The following is a 16,299-nucleotide window of genomic DNA, read 5'->3' as shown; positions in this document are numbered from 1 at the left end:
CAGAGGAAGCCTTTTCTGTACCGCCCCACGGTACTATGCGCCCCCGTTTTGCCCCTCTCTCTGTACCGCCACACGGACACCATCTAGATATGCCATCTGCAGTGGTTATGTGAATCCAGAAATTAAGGGGGAGAAAACAGAAATTCCCTGATCAGAACCCCGCGCGGTCGGTCGCAACACATGAGGCCTGCCGTGTACGCACAAAAAAAGCGCCCAGGCCTGCAAAGCAGGTGAACTGGGCGCAGCCATCGGAGGCAGTTCAAATCATACGAAGGCCGCCAGGATCCATAAGCCCATGACAAAAGAGAAACGCCAGCAACTGGCAGACGCGGCCATCCTTGTGCTGGTGGAACAGTTCGGACACAGCGTGGCTAAGCACCTGGTGAACGCACTGGGCCGGCCCGAGGTGGTTGCTGCCTTCCCCCGCGTCCTGGCCACCCAGCACGCGCAACAACTCCATGCTGAAGGGCTCAGCCCACGGGATGCCAGCTACCGTATTGCCGAGCTCACCGGCATGAGCGTGCGCAATGCCAGGCGTTATGCGGATGCGGCCGGGCAGGCTGAGAGCACGTGATAAGTCAAGACTCAGACCATCGTTGCAGCCGTGAATGGAACATCCATGTAGAGACGGCCATCGGGTTGTTGAGAGCATTTGATCCCACCCTCTTCAACAATGTCTTCCAATATGTCGCCAATGACTTCGAACAGACTTTGATCTGTCCAAGCGCCATACTGGGCAGCGATATCTTTGCAGGCATCCTCCAGCCTGAGGAAGTAGGGCTCAAACCAGTGGCCAGAGAGCGCCTTTTCGAAGTCCTGCCTTTGCGAAAGCGCGATTCCATGACCATCTAGGTTGCCGAGATAGTACGCGGCGTACTTCAAGAGGTTTCCATAAGCTCTGCAGACAGCGTTGTAGACCTTCTCTACGTCGTGGTCGATGCGATAGGCTTTGATCGCATCGTTGGCCTGTTGGCGTGCGGTCCCCATGTGGAGGAGCAAATTGTCTTCATACCCTTGCGTGGGATCCTCGCCAAACCTCGCACTAAGGTTGGTGGCGGCATATTCATCCCAGCAACCAAAAATCACGTCTTGGCGCGCTCGATCGCGGATGTCCATGAAACAGCCTCTCAAGTGCACACCGGGAATTGCCGTATCAAATTTGCTGGTGATCTCAACATGAGCGCATTCATGCGCGATCATGTGGATCGAAAATTGATAATTAGGACTATTGGGATCAAGCAGTGGCCATGCGTGATAGGCGTTAAGCACAATGTGGCATTTAAGTACATCATCCCGAAGTACCGCTGGCGTCATTGCGACGCCGGTAACAGAGCCCGTGGTCGGGGTGAGCGTGCGGCTGCTCTTGTAGCCACGATCCAGTTCAGCCAATGCTTGCGGGTAATCCTCGGCAACAGTTACGCCATCTAACCTAGATAGGTCGAAAACCCGGCCGAACTCCCGAATGGCTTGACCTACAACGCTAGCAAGTTCCCGCGCTTCTTCCTCACTGGGGAATGCGCCTCGCGCTTTGACACTGAATCGGTCAGGTGCGGTGCTCGGAGGGAGACTACTCTCTGCGGCATCAGCCAAACTTGAAGCAGCGGCTGAATCTTCGCTATCTGTATTCGTGGGGGGATTTGATGTCATGGTCAATTGATTGCTGCGGCAGGAAAGATACCGACAGCCGTCTGCGTCGGACTTTGCTTTGCTAGGGTACAGCTCGGAACGCGTGTTGACCAGCGCCACGGAAAGGCAGGGCACATTCTGCGCATGCAAGGCGCACGGCTGAACAGCAGTGGCGCGGGTTGCAGTGCGGCCCCCTGGTTAAGTAAGTCGCGATTTCTGAGCATTTCTGCATCCTGGTAGTTCGCGGGCTGGCGAGCGAAAAAGCCCGCTCTGAGCATTCTTAGCATGGCTCTCATCAAATCGGAGAGCATGCAATGGCAGAAAAAGTCGGCGAAATTTACTATGACGTGACGCTAGAGCTTGATCAGTTGATCAAGGATCAGCGCCGCGCCCAGCAGCAACTGGACAAGACAGCATCGAGCCTCGAAGGCTTCCAAGCGAAGCTCACGCAAGTGGCCTCTGCCGTGGCGGCTCTGGCTTCGGCCTCCTATCTGATTGCGCAGATGGATGCCTACACCAAGCTTTCGGCGCAGCTCAAGCTGGCCACCGATGGCACTGCTGAATTCTCTGCGGCAATGGCGCAGGTCAAGCAGATCGCACAGGAGGCGCAGACCGACATATCCGGTGTAGCAGTGCTGTATGCGCGCATCACGTCTGCGACCAAGGAGATGGGCACATCCCAGGCGCAGGTGGCGGCAGTCACTCGCGCTGTTGCTTTGTCCCTGAAGGTCAGCGGTGCCGGTGCCAACGAAGCTGCAAGCGCCACGCTGCAGCTCTCTCAGGCGTTCGCCACAGGGACCCTGAGGGGGGAGGAGTTCAATGCAGTCAACGAGGCCTCCCCACGGCTCATGAAGGCCCTGGCGGACGGCATGGGTGTGCCGGTGGGCCAACTGCGCGAGATGGCCGCCGCCGGCAAGCTGACCAGCGAGGTGATGGCCAATGCGCTTCCCAAGGCACTCAAGGATCTGGAGGAAGAGGCCAAGAGCGTTCAAACGATTGGCGGCGCATTCCAGCAACTGCGCAACGAAGCAACCCTTTTCATTGGCGAACAGGCTTCTGCAAATGGCGTGGTCAAGGCCCTGACCGGTGGTATTGGGTTGCTGGCAAACAATCTCACGCTCCTTGCTGGAATCATGGGCACAGTGGCGGCCGTCAAGATGGCCACATGGATGCTGGACTTCGCCAAGCAAGCCATTGCAGCAGTTAGCGCCAATCGCGCAATGGCGGCATCGAGCCTGGCAACGGCGCAGGCCAATGTCGCAGCTACCGCCGCAACAGCCAGTCTGACCACTGCGCGCGTGGCTGAGCTCAGGCAGGCGGTGCTTTCGGCTCAGGGGGCTGCGATTCTTGCCGTGGCTACCAACGGGCTGATTCCCGCTCAAGCTGCCGCCAAAACTGCTGCTGACGCCCATTCTGCTGCACTGCTAGAACTGTCCGTAGCACAGAGGGCTGTCTCCGTGAGCAGTGGACTTGCACGCGGGGCTGTCAGCTTGCTGGGCGGCCCTATCGGGCTGATTACGACGCTTCTGGGCCTGGGGGTCACTGCGTGGTCCCTGTGGGGCAATTCCGCCAGGGATGAGAGTGCCAAGGCTGCTGCAGAAGTTGAGGCCAGCGGGCGCGAGATTATCGCCAGCTTGGAGAAGCAAAATAAAAAGCTCCGTGAGCGCCTTGCTCTTGCGAAGGCAGGCAATGTGGAAGCGGCCAAGACAGGCGGGAAGAATGAAGAGAGGCTCGGTACTCTGCTCACGGAAATCAACGCCCTGAAGGCCAAGGGTGCGAACCTGACCGCAATGGAGCAACTTCGCCTGATCGACATTCAAGGGGAGTACGACGACATAAACCGCGCCCTCAAGACGAATCGCGACCTACAGGAAGAGGTCAACGAAGCCGGTCAGAGGGCCAAGCTTCCTGACTGGATGAAGAAGTACGCCACCGACGTTGAAAAGGCAAATGCGGAGGTGGCAAAAGCCAAGAAAGAGCTTGGCGAAGCATTCACCCCAGAGTTGGAAAAGCGCATTCGTGATGCATTCATCACCGAGAAGAAGGCCCCGAAACCAACCAGGACGCCATCAGAGAAGTTTGATGGCGCAGGCTACCTCGCCGGGCTGGAAACAGCCACTGCGACTGCCTGGCAAAAGATCGACCTCGTTGAGGCAGAGGAGCTGCGAAAAAATGATGCGCTGCTAGCGGCGAAGAAAATCAGCGTTGAGGGGCACGAGAAGGCCATTAGCCTCATTCGAGAAAAAGCGGCCAAGGAGCGGGCAGCTATCGCGCAGCGTGAAGCAGTAGAAGCGATGATGGTTTCCAATGCGGAGATTGCGGCGCGGCGTCAGCTGGAAGTAGAGATTGCACGCCAGGACTCCGAGATCGCGGGCGCATCGTTGGGGACGCGGGCTCGCAATGAAATGGAGCAACGGCTCCAACTGGTGCAGCAGTTCGCTCAGCGCGCACAGCAGATCGAAGACCAACGGCGCACGGCATTGGCCCAGGCCGATGAAAAGGATCGCGCCCGCATAGGCAAGCTCTACGACGAGGTTTTGCAGATCGAGCAGGCGTATCAAGGAAAATCCCTGGCCGCTTATGACGCCCATGTCCAGCGCAAGCGTGGCACGGATGAGGTGTGGACCAATGGCGTGTCTCGTGCGTGGGAGAACTTCATCGAATCTGCGCGTGATGCTGCTAGCCAAGCACAAAGCCTCACAGAGAAAGCATTTCAGGGCATGGAAGATGCTTTGGTCAAGTTTGCCCAAACTGGCAAGTTGGACTTCAAGAGCCTGGCCGATTCGATCATTGCGGACCTGATCCGCATTCAAGTGCGCCAGCAGATGGTCTCAGCGATGGGTGGCTCCAAGAGCGATGGCTTGTTTGGCATGCTGATGAACGGCGTCACCTCACTGATTGGTGGCGGCTCCGCAGCTGCCGCGGCTTCGCCCCAAGCCTATAGCCTCACCACAGCCAGCAACTACAGCGGCGGTGGCCTTGGCCTGAAGTTGTCAGGTAGGCGTTCCAACGGCGGCGGTGTTGGTGCTGGGAATATGTACGAGGTCAATGAAGATGGCGATCCCGAGCTGCTGACGGTCGGCAACAAGCAGTTGCTCATGATGGCTGGCCAGTCAGGCAGTGTCACTCCTTTGGGTGGCATGGATGTGGCAAAGGTGCCGTCTCCGGAGGGGCGTGGCGGCTCATGGGCTGCTCCCATTGTCAACGTGAATATCCTGGGTGCACCATCCCAGCCCGAGAGAGTGAGTCAGCGCAGCTCGAGCCCCGGCCGAATCGACGTAGATGTCATTTTCAAGGAGTTTGAGGATCGCATTGGCGATGGAATTGCTCGCGGTGCTGGAGCACCATACAGATCGTTGAAGGGGCGCTTCGGTCTGAGGGATAGCTAATGAGCTCGCACCGAGACACTGACTGTGGAAATTGATCGTGAAATAGTAGATGTCGATGAATCACCAAATTGATTGCCACGTGCTGACAATGCCTACGGACAGCCCGGAATGGTCAAGAGAGCTGCGCACTGATTTGGATGGCGAGCCCGTAAATCAGTTCTGGATTGAAGGCATACCGGGCAAGCTTGGTGCCGCTCGAGCGGCAGGTTATCAACAAGGATCCGCGCCATTCTTGAGCTATGCCGATCCAGACGACCGCGTGACGCCCGGCATTTACACCCAGCTGCTTGACCTCCTCTTGGCACATCCAAATGCGCCTTTTGCTTGGGCCGGAGAGCAGGTGGTGAATGAAGCCCTCGAACCCATCATGCCGGCCAACACCTGGTCAGGCTATCACCCTGCAAGCCATAAGAAACGCGCCAACCATGTCCATGGCGTGATGCTCTATCGCCGGAGCCTAGTTGAGCCACAGCTCGAGAAGCTGATGCATTGCGGCATTCCTGCTGAGCACATGCTGAGCATGGCAATTGCTCAGCCTTGGGAGGGGCGACCGAGGGAGTGCTGGCCCGTCCATTTACCCTTGGTTGGGCGGCTGTGGCGCTGGCATGGGCAAAACTATCACCGGCGCTGCAGACCCCAAGACGTTGACAACATGGCGCAGCTTCTGGGGTTCAAGAGTTTCATGGAACTGGTCTACGGAACCCGAAACCAGCACTGAAGTGCGTGGTTATTTCTGCGCACCCGCGGTGCACTGACAGCCAGCAATGGCGCGGGCTGCCGCTGACCCGCCATGTTGGCCGAGCTGTTATTTCCGCGCACTATCGTGCCCCTGCGGCCCAATGCCGGCGCAAGCAGTGGCGTGATTGGAGGGGGATTTCTGAACGGTTTTCCGCGCAGGTGAAGGGGGGATATCTCGCTACATCAAGGGGGGATATCTTCAGCAGCCGAGGGGCGTTGATACCCACCACGGCCAGGGCATGCAAGGGCTATGCACGGCACCTTGGGTGAACCCTTGCCGAAAGGCTTTCGCAAAGCCTTTGCTCAAGGGTGGACAGTGATCTTCCATGCTGGCTCGGCTGCAATTCCCGCACAGTTTCGAAACTCTCTGCCCCAGCAATGGCGCGGCTCTCCGTGGAATGGGCGGGAGGGTTTCCGAACGGTTTGCGAACCCTTGAGAGAGGGCTTTGAAACAGTTCCCCGGGCATGGTCTGTCACGGCTGTCACGCGTGACAAGGCACCCTATGCCGTGACATAGCCATCTGCGCAGCATTGGCCATCATGTTCACCAACATGGGATTCAGTCAATGAGTACCACCCGAATCGACCTTGCCAAACAGCTATGGCAAAACCTCAGCAAAAAGCATGTGGCCGCTCTTGCAAACGTTCGCATCGCCCAGGAAGCCTTAGAGCGTCTGCAGGGCCTGATTGCCGACCAGGCAGTGAAGCTCACGGCAGCCGAAACAAAGCAGCGCGCTGGCATCCTGGCGGCCTTCGGATTGGGCGGCAAGGCCGAGGAGCCCGCGCAGAACGTGGCCGACATTCGCGCCCACCTCGACGCCTTCGAATCGGTGTTGACAGAGCACCAGCAGGCGCTGCACCAGGCGCAGGAGCACGCCAAGCAGACGGATGCAGACGTCAAGGATGCGGAGCGGGCCATATTGAAGGCGAAAGCCTCGAAGGCACACGACGAAGAGCAGCAGGCCTTTGAAGCCTTCAAGGCTGCGCACCTGAGGCACCTGGCCGCGAACACTGCAGCACAGGGGGCGGTCTCTGGAATTCGGCATGACTGGTCAAAGCTCCTCTATGGCGATCGAGTCCAGATCGACGGTTTCGTCCCCACCGTGCCAGAGATGGCGCAAATCCTCATCCACCAGGCAGAGAAAGGCGAGTGATGCCCCTCACCACCAACAACAACCCCGCCGCACGCGACATGCGCCATGTGCCGCCCGCTGATGCTGCCCGCATGTATCAGCCAGCTCGCAACGCCGGTACCCCTGCACCGTCGCCCGCACCTGGGGCCCAGGTAGACCCAATCCGAGATGCCGTCCTGGCCAAGCTGAAGGAGGCCGGCATCCACACCGACGGCAAGACCGATTCGGCGCTGCTGGCGGACTACACCAAGCTGCTGCGCGACCAGCCTGCAGAGGCGCAGGATCCGGCAAAAGCTGAGAAGCAGGCCCAGAACGCTGCCCGCAATGAGTTTGCGGGCTACAACATCAACGACCTGATGAACCAAGAGAAGGCATAAACCATGGCCTGACCGGTCAACACCAATGCACAGCGCGGCTTCGGCCGCGTTTTTCATTGGGGAACCGATTCCTAACATGGGGCAGGTGTTCAAACCTTCTGACGCCTGCCCATGAGTGCCCTGGAACGCTTCCTCTCCCTGATCGACGATGAATACGACCCGGGCCTGTTCGAAAGGACGATCAAGCCGGCCAGCGCTTGCCAGCCTCCCGAGTGCATCCACTCTGCGCCCGTCTCTGTTTTTCAGTTGGCCACCCGCGAACTCAGTGTCTGTGCACGACCCCGCACCAAGCCGAAGGCCACCCATGCGCTGCAGGTGACCCGTGAGCCCGGTATCGTGCGTTGCAAGCTGGTGCCGATCTCGGAAACGGACGAGTGGAAGGAGAAAGAGTTTCAGCGCCGCGCCCGCCAGATTGTCCCCAGGCCCACGCGTCAAAAGCGCCTCCACTTGAAGAACAGTAGGAACTGGAAGCAGCTCGATGGAGCTGCCGGTCTGATTGACAGGAGCTTGACGGATTCAAAAGTGTGAATCCGCTGCAGAGTCAGGCTGCACGGCCGCTGGGCCAGCGTTACAGCCGTTTCCATGTAACGCATGAAACATGGCAAGGCCGTTACTGAAACACTGGCAGCGCGTTACCGTAACGGGGCATGAGCGTTACAGGACTTGTCACCTGCCCCGCCTTTCTCAACCGTTCCCCGAGGCCTTCAATGGGGCTTGGAAGGGGCTTCGAAACCCTTCGGCAACCCTTTCAAGACCCTTATCGAGCGCAATAAGTCTTCAGTGCTGAAGCCACATCCATACAAATGGGCGCTGGATCTTCTCGCTGCATCTGTGCCACCAACGCGCAACACAAACGCAGCCAATGAGCACAAATCGACAAAAAGCGGCCTCCTGCCTCGTGCTGCAGATTTGCCAAAAGTGCCTACAGATTGCCTACAGATCTTCAAAACAAAAAAGCCTGCTACCGATTAGATAGCAGGCTTTCTTTATGAATATTGGTAGGGCGTGGCGGACTTGAACCGACGACCAAAGGATTATGAGTCCTCTGCTCTAACCAACTGAGCTAACGCCCCAACACTGACAACAGCCGTGGCTGCCGCCAGAAAAACTTCGCCATTGTAGGGCCTAACGCTTGTGGCTCAGAGCATTGCTCACCAGTTTGGATGTGATATCGACAATCTGGATCATCTTGTCGTAATGCATGCGTGTGGGCCCGATCACCCCCAGAGTTCCCACCACCTTGCCGTCGAGTTCATAAGGAGCGCTCACCACGGACAGATCCTCGAAAGGCACGGTCTGGCTCTCTCCGCCAATATAGATGCGCACGCCATCGGCCTGGTTGGAGAAGTCCAGCAGTCTGAGGATCTGCGTTTTCTGCTCGAACAGATCGAAAGCACGACGCAGATTGCCCATGTCGCTGGAAAAGTCGCTCACGGACAGCAGATTTCGCTCGCCGGCGATCACCACATCCTCGCGATCATGGTGACTCATGACTTCCGCGCCGACATTCACAGCCGCCTGCATGAGGCTGGCAACCTGACCCCGCAATTGCTCCACCTCGGTTTGCAGTCGCGTGCGCACCTCTTCCATCGCCAAACCGGCGTAATGGTGATTGAGGAAATTCGAGGCCTCTATCAGTTGCGAGGGCTCGTAGTCCACATCCGTGAAGATCACGCGATTCTGCACATCGCCTTCGGGCGAGACGATGATGACCAGAAAGCGCCGCTCCGACAGGCGCACGAACTCGATATGCTTGAAGACGGAGCTGCGACGCGGCACCATGACCACGCCCACGAACTGGGAGAGGCTGGAAAGCAGGTTGGCCGCATTGGCGATCACCTTCTGAGGCTGTTCGGGCATCAGGCCGGGCGTTACAAGATCGCAGCGGTCCACCGTCAGCATGGTGTCGACAAACAGGCGGTACCCCCTGGCTGTCGGCACACGGCCTGCCGATGTGTGAGGGCTGATGATCAGCCCCATCTCTTCCAGGTCGGCCATCACATTGCGTATGGTGGCAGGCGACAATTCAAGCCCGGATGCACGTGAAAGTGTGCGCGAGCCGACTGGTTGACCGTCAGCGATGTAACGCTCGATCAGCGCTTTGAGCAATAACTTGGCACGTTCGTCGAGCATGATTTCATTTTAATGATGTAATTTCCCAGATGACATCCACGTTCCACCATATTGCCCTGATCGGCAAGTACCACACACCGGCAGCAGGGATTCCGTCCGATGCGGCCAGCGAAGCACTGCAACGGATTGCCGGTTACGTGCGCAGCCTGGGTTGTGAGGTGATTCTGGATACCCAGTCAGCCATCTATGCGGGTCTGCCCGATTACCCGAGCATGGACGTGGACGGTCTGGGCCGGCATTGCGATCTCGGCCTGGTGGTGGGCGGGGACGGCACCATGCTGGGCGTGTGCCGCCATCTGGCGCGCTATGGCACACCGCTGGTCGGCATCAACCAGGGCCGCCTCGGGTTTGTGACCGATATCGCCCTGGATGAATTCGAAGCTTCCATCACCCCCATCCTGCAGGGCGAGTACGAGGAAGACGAACGCACCCTGATGAACGCACGCGTCATGCGAGACGGCCAGTGCGTGTTTGAAGCCCAGGCGATGAACGATGTGGTGGTGAACCGTGGCTCGACCTCGGGCATGGTGGAACTGCGCATCGAAGTCGGAGGCAGCTTCGTCTCCAACCAGCGCGCGGACGGCCTGATCGTGGCCACCCCCACGGGCTCCACCGCCTATGCGCTCTCTGCCGGCGGCCCCATGCTGCACCCGTCGATCCCGGCCTGGGTGATGGTGCCCATCGCGCCGCACAATCTCTCCAACCGCCCCATCGTGCTCTCCGACGCCCAGGAAGTGACCATCGAGGTGGTGGGCGGCCGTGGCGATGCCAGCGCGAATTTCGACATGCAATCCCTGGCATCGCTGCAGCATGGCGACCGCATCCTGGTGACGCGCGCCGATCACAGCGTGCACTTTCTGCACCCCAAGGGCTGGAATTACTTCCACACCCTGCGCAAAAAGCTGGGCTGGAACGAGGGAGGCGTCTGACCATGGCGTTGAAGCGCATCGTCCTGCGGGACTTTGTGATTGTCCAGACCCTGGATCTGGACTGGCAGACCGGTTTCACGGTGCTGACCGGGGAAACCGGGGCCGGCAAGTCCATCATGCTCGACGCCCTGCAGCTGGTTCTGGGGGCACGTGCCGATGCACAGGTGGTGCGTGAAGGCTGCCCGCAGGCCGATATCTGCGCCGAATTCGATTGCCCACCCCATCTGCACGAGTGGCTGGAGGAGTCGGGTTTTGCGCAGGAGCAGGATTTGCTGCTGCGCCGCGTCATCGACAGCCTGGGCCGCAGCCGCGCCTGGATCAACGGCTCGCCCGCCACGGCCACTCAGCTGCGCCATCTGGGCGATCAGCTGATCGACATTCATGGCCAGCATGCCTGGCAAAGCCTGACCCGCCCGGACGCGGCTCGCGCCATGCTGGATACCTACGGCGGCATTGAAACCGCACGGCTCAAGTCGTTGTGGCAGGACTGGCGCCAGAGCCATCTGGCTCTGGAGCAGGCGCTTTCGGCCCAGGACAATCTGCAGCGCGAACGAGAGCGCCTGCAATGGCAGATCACCGAACTGGACAAGCTGTCGCCGCGCGCTGAAGAGTGGGACGAGCTCAACGCACAGCACACGCGCCTGTCGCACGCGCAGACCTTGATGGACACGGCACAGTCCTGCCTGCAACTCCTCGAAGATGAGGACGCAGGAGCGGCGACCCCACTGGGCAGAGCCCATCACCTGCTGCAGGACCAGGAGCATTTGGAGCCTGAGTTTCAGGGCATTGCCGACGTGCTCGGCTCCTGTGTGGCCCAATTGCACGATGCCCGCCACTCTCTGCAGGCTTACCTGCGCCGCGCCGACCTGGACCCCGAGCTGCTGGCCGATCTCGATGAACGCCTGTCGCTGTGGATGCAGCTGGCGCGCCGCTACAAGCGCACGCCCGAAGAGTTGCCCGCCCTGCTCGAGGGCTGGAAGCAGGAGCTGGAACAGCTGGATGCTGCCGTCGATGTGGAAGGACTTCGGGCCAAGGAGCAAACCGCCCACCTCCATTACCAGGCAGAGGCGCGCAGAGTTTCGCAGCAGCGCACCCTGGCTGCGCCGCGCCTGTCGCGCGCCATCACGCAGTCCATGCAAGGTCTGGGCATGAAGGGCGGTCGCTTCGAAGTGCAGCTGGAGCAGGCGGATGCCGCCAGCCCTGCCGGCACGGACAGCATCACCTTTCTGGTGGCCGGCCATACCGGTGCCACGCCCAAACCCGTGGCCAAGGTCGCATCCGGCGGCGAGTTGTCGCGCATCTCGCTGGCCATTGCCGTGACCACCAGCGAGCTCGGCCAGGCCGGGACCCTGATCTTTGACGAGGTGGACTCCGGCGTGGGTGGTGCGGTGGCCGAAACCGTGGGCCGCCTCATGCACTCGCTCGGCGGGTCGCGCCAGGTGCTGGCTGTCACGCATCTTCCCCAGGTCGCCGCCTACGCAGACCAGCACTACCGGGTGACCAAGCGCCCCAAATCCAACACCACCATCAGCAGCGTGGATCCGCTGACAGGCGAGGAGCGCGAGATGGAAATGGCCCGGATGCTGGGTGGCGAGCACCTGTCCGAAGCAACCATGGCCCATGCCAGAGAAATGCTGGCCATGGCAAGATGGCCTTCAAAGCAGGCCGCCACCAGCGCCCCGCGTCCATCGGCGCCGCAGGCCCGAGGCGCCAAGGCCGCGACGGCGGCACGCAAGAGCAGTAAAGTCAGAGGAGTGTGAAATCATGTCCATGGAGATTGTTCTGATCAGCGGCATGTCCGGATCGGGCAAATCCGTTGCGCTGCACGCGCTGGAAGATGCTGGCTACTACTGCGTCGACAACCTGCCCCCGGAACTGCTGCAGTCCTTCGTGGAGCTCAAGCTCAACCATCAGGACGAAAAAGTGGCGATTGCCATGGATGCGCGCAGCGCCAAGGGGTTGCCCCAGCTGCCCGACCAGCTGCATCGCCTGAAAAAGCAGGGGTTGATGCCACGCATGATTTTTCTCGATGCCGACAGCGGCACGCTGATCAGGCGCTTTTCCGAAACCCGCAGACGCCACCCCCTGTCTCCCGGCTCCATGACGAATGAACGCCAGGCCCTGGAGCTCGATATCGAAAAAGAGCGCGAGTTGCTGGGGCTGCTGCGCGACCGGTCCATCGTCATCGATACCGGCGACCTCAAATCGGCACAGCTGCAAAGCTATATCAAGCAGATCATCGAAGCACCGACAGGACAGATGACGCTGATGTTCCAGTCCTTCGGATTCAAGCACAGCATGCCCACCGACTCGGACTATGTGTTTGACGTGCGGATGCTGCCCAATCCCTTCTACGACAAGGAGCTGCGTGCCTTGACGGGCCTGGACAAGCCGGTTGCAGACTATCTGGGCGCCTTGCCCGAAGTGCAGCAGATGCAGCTGGATATACAGCAGTTCCTTGAACGCTGGCTGCCGCTGCTGGCCAGAGACCACCGCAGCTATGTCACCGTCGGCATAGGCTGTACCGGCGGGCAACACCGCTCGGTCTTCCTCGTCGAAGCCCTTGCCCGGCATTTCGAGAAACAGTGGCCCACCGTACGCCGCCACCGCTCGCTGGATTTCCGCGACAAATTCATCCAGGTCTCTCAACAGTTTCTGGCCCCGGACGCCGTCCACCCCATCAGCTGACACCGATGCCCGGCCCTCAGACATCCGCCATGCAGGTGCTACTGCTCGAAGACGACCCGGCCATCGCACGAACGATTTGCTACGTTCTGGAACGCGAGGGCATTGCCGTCACCCACAGCCTGCTGATCGCCGATGCCCGTCGGCAATGGAGCCGATCATCATTTGACGTGCTGATCATGGATGTAGGCCTGCCCGACGGCAACGGCCTGGACTGGTGCCGCGAACTGCGCTCTGACGGCTCCATTGTTCCGGTGCTGGTGCTCAGTGCCAGAGGCGAGGAAATGGACAAGGTACTGGGCCTGGAGCTGGGCGCTGACGACTATCTGACCAAGCCCTTCAGCCCACGTGAATTGCTGGCGCGCACCCGCGCCCTGCTGCGCCGCTCCAGGCAGTTTCAGCCTGCGGAGCCCGCCCGGCCAGTGAAATCGCTTCAGATAGATGCGCAGGGCCAACGGGCTCTGATCCACAGCCAAGCACTGGATCTGACACGGCGCGAATATCAGCTGCTGCAGAGCTTGGTCAACGCGGCAGGCCGCATCCTGAGCCGCGACGCCTTGCTGGAGCAAATCTGGGGTCTGGACAGCGAGAGCGCAGATCGCACGGTGGATACCCATATCAAGACCCTGCGCGCCAAACTGCGCGAGCGTTTGCCAGATCAGGAGCTCATCGTCACCCACCGTGGTCTGGGCTACAGCCTGAACCAGCCCGGGTAGCCGGTATGCGCCTGGGCCTGCGTCTCTTCTTTGCCTTTTTCCTGATCAACGGCCTGGCCGCCTTTTTCGTGCTGCGCGTCTTCATGGTGGAGATCAAGCCCAGCGTGCGCAAGGTGACCGAAGATACGCTGGTGGAGACCGCCTATGCGCTGGCCACGCTGGCCAGCGCCGACCTGAAAGATGGCCGGCTGCGAGCCGGCACGGACAGCGCGTTTGCCACCCAGCTGCAGGGTTACACGCAGAAACCGGTACAGGCCTGGATCTGGGACACGCGCAAGACCACGCTGGACCTGCGCATCACCGTCACCGACGCCCGGGGTCTGGTGCTGTTCGACTCTCAGGGCAGGGACCAGGGTGCGGACTACTCACGCTGGCGCGACGTCTATCTGACGCTGCGCGGCGAATATGGAGCACGCACCACGAGAGCGGTCAAGGAAGATGAATCCAGCAGCGTCATGTACGTCTCCGCGCCCATCATGGTGGACGGCCAGATTGCCGGAGTGCTGACTGCGTCCAAGCCCTCCAGTTCGGTACAGAAGATCGTCGACAGTGCGGAGCAGAAGATTCTGCGCGGGGGCCTGCTGTTTGTGCTGCTGTCTGCGGCCGTGGGCTGCGCCGTGACCTGGTGGTTTGTGCTTCACGTGCGCCGGCTGCGCAACTATGCGCAACAGGTCCAGGCGCCCACGCTCAACGAGTCCGCCCACCCCGCACAGGCCTGCCCCCCTGCGGCCATACCCGACATGCCCGGCGAACTGGGCGAGCTGGCCCAGGCCATGGACAATATGCGCAAGCGCCTGGAGGGACGCGACTATATCGAGGGCTATGTGCGCGCGCTGACCCATGAGCTCAAAAGCCCGGTGGCCGCCATACGTGGTGCGGGCGAGCTGCTGCAGGAAGAGCTGCCGCCCCGGGACCGGGCCCTGTTTGCCGGGCAGGTGGTGGACCAGAGCCTGCGCCTGCAGAACCTGATCGACCAGTTGCTCCAGCTCAGCCGTCTCGAGCAGCGCCAGCAACTGGACACCAACCATGGCTGCAGCCTGATGGAGTGTGCCCGGAAAGCCATGGACTCCCTGCAAAGCCATGCAGAGCAACGCGGCATGGTCATGCAGCTGAGCGGGGTGGACAGCAGCGGCCCCTGGGAGGCCGGCCTGGTCACCCTGGCCATCAGCAACCTGCTGCAGAACGCCCTGGATTTCTCCGCAGAGCACAGCGTGATCGCGCTTGAACTGGCCCCGCACCGCATCAGCGTCAGCGATCAGGGTCCGGGCGTGGCCGAACCCTTGCTGGCCCGTCTGGGCGAGCGCTTCTTCACCACACCCAGACCCAACGGAGAGCGCAGCGGCACAGGGCTGGGTCTGTCCATCGTCACCCGCATCATGCATCTTCATGGCGGCAGCATGCAGGCGCGCAATCGCCACCCCGGCTTGGCCGTGACACTGGATTTCGCTCCTGGAATTTAAGCCTCCAGGGCTTCAAAGCAGGACTTCACACCCGCTTCACAGACTTCATTGCGTCCACACAGTCGCTGCCGACACTGCGTCCTGAAACCTCTCATTCAGGAGCACGCATGAAAAACCGACTGCTGTTCAAGACAGTCTCACTGCTGATCGTTCTGGCCTTGCTCATGGCCGGCCTGTCCATGATTCAGGATGTGGTGAAAGACCGCATCCGCAACCGCGACTACGCCGTGCAAAGCGTGGTCTCCAGCCTGGCCGGCACGCAGACGCTGATTGGGCCGGCCCTGGTGCAGAACTGCACGGAAACCACCAGCACGACCAATGGCAAAAAGGTGGAATACAGCACACGTGAATTCCAGCGCATGCTGCTGCCCGACACGCTCAACCACAATGCCAACGCCCAAATGGAAGAGCGCTCACGCGGCCTGCACCACATCAACACCTATGTGCTGCATGACCAGGTATCGGCCGGTTTTGCCAATGCCGCGCAATATGCGGAACTGCCCAGACCCAGCGAGCCCAACGCGGTGGTGCGCTGCAACAAGGTCCTTGTGGCATTTGCGCTCAGCGATCCGCGCGGCATCCGCAGCGCAACGTTGCAGGCCAACGGCCAGAACCTGGCTGTCGAATCCGGCACGCCGCTGGAGCGCTACGGCAAAGGCATTCAGGCGGAAATTGACGCCAGCCTGCTGAAAAAAGGCGAAGCCCTGAACCTGGACCTCAAGCTGCAGTTGCTGGGCACGGAGCAGCTCGCCTTCAGCCCCATCGCCACGGAGAGCAAGGTCACGCTGACTGCCGACTGGCCTCATCCCTCGTTTGGTGGCAGCTTTCTGCCCAGCCGACGCGAGGTGACGGACAGCAGCTTCACCGCCAGCTGGGAGCTGTCCTCGCTGGCCACCTCTGCCAGCACGGCCTTCACGCGTCAGCAACGTCTTTGCAGCCCTGGCTACTGGGGCGGCTCGGACACCTATGCCGCCACTGCAGCCCGCAGCCATGACGACAGCGGTCCCTGCCTCGAGACCATGGACACGGAGTTCGTCAACCCCGTCAATGTCTACTCGCTGAGCGAGCGCGCCACCAAGTACGGCATTCTTTTTGTGATCCTGACCTTTGTCG

Annotated in this window: 14 protein-coding genes and 1 tRNA gene; 12 read left to right on the top strand and 3 right to left on the bottom strand. The window is 60.4% G+C overall.

Annotated elements, in window-relative coordinates:
- The first annotated feature begins 295 nt into the window (after positions 1-295).
- Complete coding sequence (locus E2583_RS21085; protein ID WP_291598345.1) at positions 296-574, top strand: hypothetical protein; 279 nt, start codon at positions 296-298, stop codon at positions 572-574.
- Between the two features lie 11 nt (positions 575-585).
- On the opposite strand, the gene E2583_RS21080 is transcribed toward E2583_RS21085, so the two are convergent.
- A complete protein-coding gene (locus tag E2583_RS21080) occupies positions 586-1,647 on the bottom strand; it encodes a hypothetical protein (protein ID WP_291598344.1) in 1,062 nt (353 codons plus the stop codon).
- Between the two features lie 293 nt (positions 1,648-1,940).
- Here E2583_RS21080 and E2583_RS21075 point away from each other — a divergent pair, with 293 nt between their 5' ends.
- The 5 genes from E2583_RS21075 to E2583_RS21055 all read left to right on the top strand — a co-directional run bounded on the left by E2583_RS21075 (position 1,941) and on the right by E2583_RS21055 (position 7,791).
- Positions 1,941-5,015: a tape measure protein gene (locus tag E2583_RS21075; RefSeq protein ID WP_291598343.1), complete on the top strand. Its 3,075-nt coding sequence runs from the start codon at positions 1,941-1,943 to the stop codon at positions 5,013-5,015.
- A 49-nt stretch (positions 5,016-5,064) separates the two neighbouring features.
- Positions 5,065-5,733: a hypothetical protein gene (locus tag E2583_RS21070; protein WP_291598341.1), complete on the top strand. Its 669-nt coding sequence runs from the start codon at positions 5,065-5,067 to the stop codon at positions 5,731-5,733.
- Positions 5,734-6,319: 586 nt separating this feature from the next.
- On the top strand, positions 6,320-6,907 hold the full coding sequence (locus E2583_RS21065; RefSeq protein WP_291598340.1) for a hypothetical protein: 588 nt from the start codon (positions 6,320-6,322) through the stop codon (positions 6,905-6,907).
- Positions 6,907-7,263 (top strand): hypothetical protein, encoded by a 357-nt coding sequence (locus tag E2583_RS21060; protein WP_291598339.1) that lies wholly within the window; start codon positions 6,907-6,909, stop codon positions 7,261-7,263. The genes E2583_RS21065 and E2583_RS21060 overlap by 1 nt, the downstream gene beginning before the upstream one ends.
- A gap of 111 nt (positions 7,264-7,374) precedes the next feature.
- Entirely contained in the window at positions 7,375-7,791 is a 417-nt protein-coding gene (locus E2583_RS21055; RefSeq protein WP_291598338.1) for a hypothetical protein, read from the top strand.
- A gap of 468 nt (positions 7,792-8,259) precedes the next feature.
- On the opposite strand, the gene E2583_RS21050 is transcribed toward E2583_RS21055, so the two are convergent.
- Together E2583_RS21050 and hrcA are read right to left on the bottom strand one after the other, a co-directional pair.
- A tRNA-Ile gene (locus tag E2583_RS21050) sits at positions 8,260-8,336 on the bottom strand.
- A gap of 52 nt (positions 8,337-8,388) precedes the next feature.
- Positions 8,389-9,396: a heat-inducible transcriptional repressor HrcA gene (gene hrcA, locus E2583_RS21045; RefSeq protein ID WP_291598336.1), complete on the bottom strand. Its 1,008-nt coding sequence runs from the start codon at positions 9,394-9,396 to the stop codon at positions 8,389-8,391.
- 29 nt (positions 9,397-9,425) lie between these two features.
- Here hrcA and E2583_RS21040 point away from each other — a divergent pair, with 29 nt between their 5' ends.
- The 6 genes from E2583_RS21040 to E2583_RS21015 form a co-directional block, all read left to right on the top strand.
- Positions 9,426-10,325 carry an NAD kinase gene (locus E2583_RS21040; RefSeq protein ID WP_291598334.1) on the top strand — a complete coding sequence of 300 codons (900 nt, stop codon included), beginning with the start codon at positions 9,426-9,428 and terminating at the stop codon, positions 10,323-10,325.
- Between the two features lie 2 nt (positions 10,326-10,327).
- The gene (recN, locus tag E2583_RS21035; protein ID WP_291598332.1) at positions 10,328-12,085 is read left to right on the top strand and encodes a DNA repair protein RecN; all 1,758 of its coding nucleotides are present in this window, start codon (positions 10,328-10,330) and stop codon (positions 12,083-12,085) included.
- Between the two features lie 4 nt (positions 12,086-12,089).
- On the top strand, positions 12,090-13,013 hold the full coding sequence (gene rapZ, locus E2583_RS21030; RefSeq protein ID WP_291598330.1) for an RNase adapter RapZ: 924 nt from the start codon (positions 12,090-12,092) through the stop codon (positions 13,011-13,013).
- Positions 13,014-13,042: 29 nt separating this feature from the next.
- Positions 13,043-13,726 carry a winged helix-turn-helix domain-containing protein gene (locus tag E2583_RS21025; RefSeq protein ID WP_291598328.1) on the top strand — a complete coding sequence of 228 codons (684 nt, stop codon included), beginning with the start codon at positions 13,043-13,045 and terminating at the stop codon, positions 13,724-13,726.
- Between the two features lie 5 nt (positions 13,727-13,731).
- Entirely contained in the window at positions 13,732-15,186 is a 1,455-nt protein-coding gene (creC, locus tag E2583_RS21020; RefSeq protein ID WP_291598326.1) for a two-component system sensor histidine kinase CreC, read from the top strand.
- Between the two features lie 107 nt (positions 15,187-15,293).
- Positions 15,294-16,299 (top strand): inner membrane CreD family protein (locus tag E2583_RS21015; RefSeq protein ID WP_291598325.1); only part of this gene is annotated, 1,006 nt, incomplete at its 3' end.

Source organism: Comamonas sp. (assembly GCF_009360615.1).
GTDB lineage: Bacteria > Pseudomonadota > Gammaproteobacteria > Burkholderiales > Burkholderiaceae_C > Comamonas.
Note: the sequence above shows the minus strand (reverse complement) of the source record. Positions and strands in the feature narration are given on the sequence as shown.

What these genes read in the sequence shown, in the direction of transcription:
- rapZ (WP_291598330.1), top strand. Translation starts at nt 12,090, where the DNA reads ATGTCCATGGAGATTGTTCTGATCAGCGGCATGTCCGGATCGGGCAAA.
- E2583_RS21060 (WP_291598339.1), top strand. Translation starts at nt 6,907, where the DNA reads ATGCCCCTCACCACCAACAACAACCCCGCCGCACGCGACATGCGCCAT.
- E2583_RS21080 (WP_291598344.1), bottom strand. Translation starts at nt 1,647, where the DNA reads ATGACATCAAATCCCCCCACGAATACAGATAGCGAAGATTCAGCCGCT.
- E2583_RS21075 (WP_291598343.1), top strand. Translation starts at nt 1,941, where the DNA reads ATGGCAGAAAAAGTCGGCGAAATTTACTATGACGTGACGCTAGAGCTT.
- creC (WP_291598326.1), top strand. Translation starts at nt 13,732, where the DNA reads ATGCGCCTGGGCCTGCGTCTCTTCTTTGCCTTTTTCCTGATCAACGGC.
- hrcA (WP_291598336.1), bottom strand. Translation starts at nt 9,396, where the DNA reads ATGCTCGACGAACGTGCCAAGTTATTGCTCAAAGCGCTGATCGAGCGT.
- E2583_RS21085 (WP_291598345.1), top strand. Translation starts at nt 296, where the DNA reads ATGACAAAAGAGAAACGCCAGCAACTGGCAGACGCGGCCATCCTTGTG.
- E2583_RS21025 (WP_291598328.1), top strand. Translation starts at nt 13,043, where the DNA reads ATGCAGGTGCTACTGCTCGAAGACGACCCGGCCATCGCACGAACGATT.
- recN (WP_291598332.1), top strand. Translation starts at nt 10,328, where the DNA reads ATGGCGTTGAAGCGCATCGTCCTGCGGGACTTTGTGATTGTCCAGACC.
- E2583_RS21040 (WP_291598334.1), top strand. Translation starts at nt 9,426, where the DNA reads ATGACATCCACGTTCCACCATATTGCCCTGATCGGCAAGTACCACACA.
- E2583_RS21055 (WP_291598338.1), top strand. Translation starts at nt 7,375, where the DNA reads ATGAGTGCCCTGGAACGCTTCCTCTCCCTGATCGACGATGAATACGAC.
- E2583_RS21065 (WP_291598340.1), top strand. Translation starts at nt 6,320, where the DNA reads ATGAGTACCACCCGAATCGACCTTGCCAAACAGCTATGGCAAAACCTC.
- E2583_RS21070 (WP_291598341.1), top strand. Translation starts at nt 5,065, where the DNA reads ATGTCGATGAATCACCAAATTGATTGCCACGTGCTGACAATGCCTACG.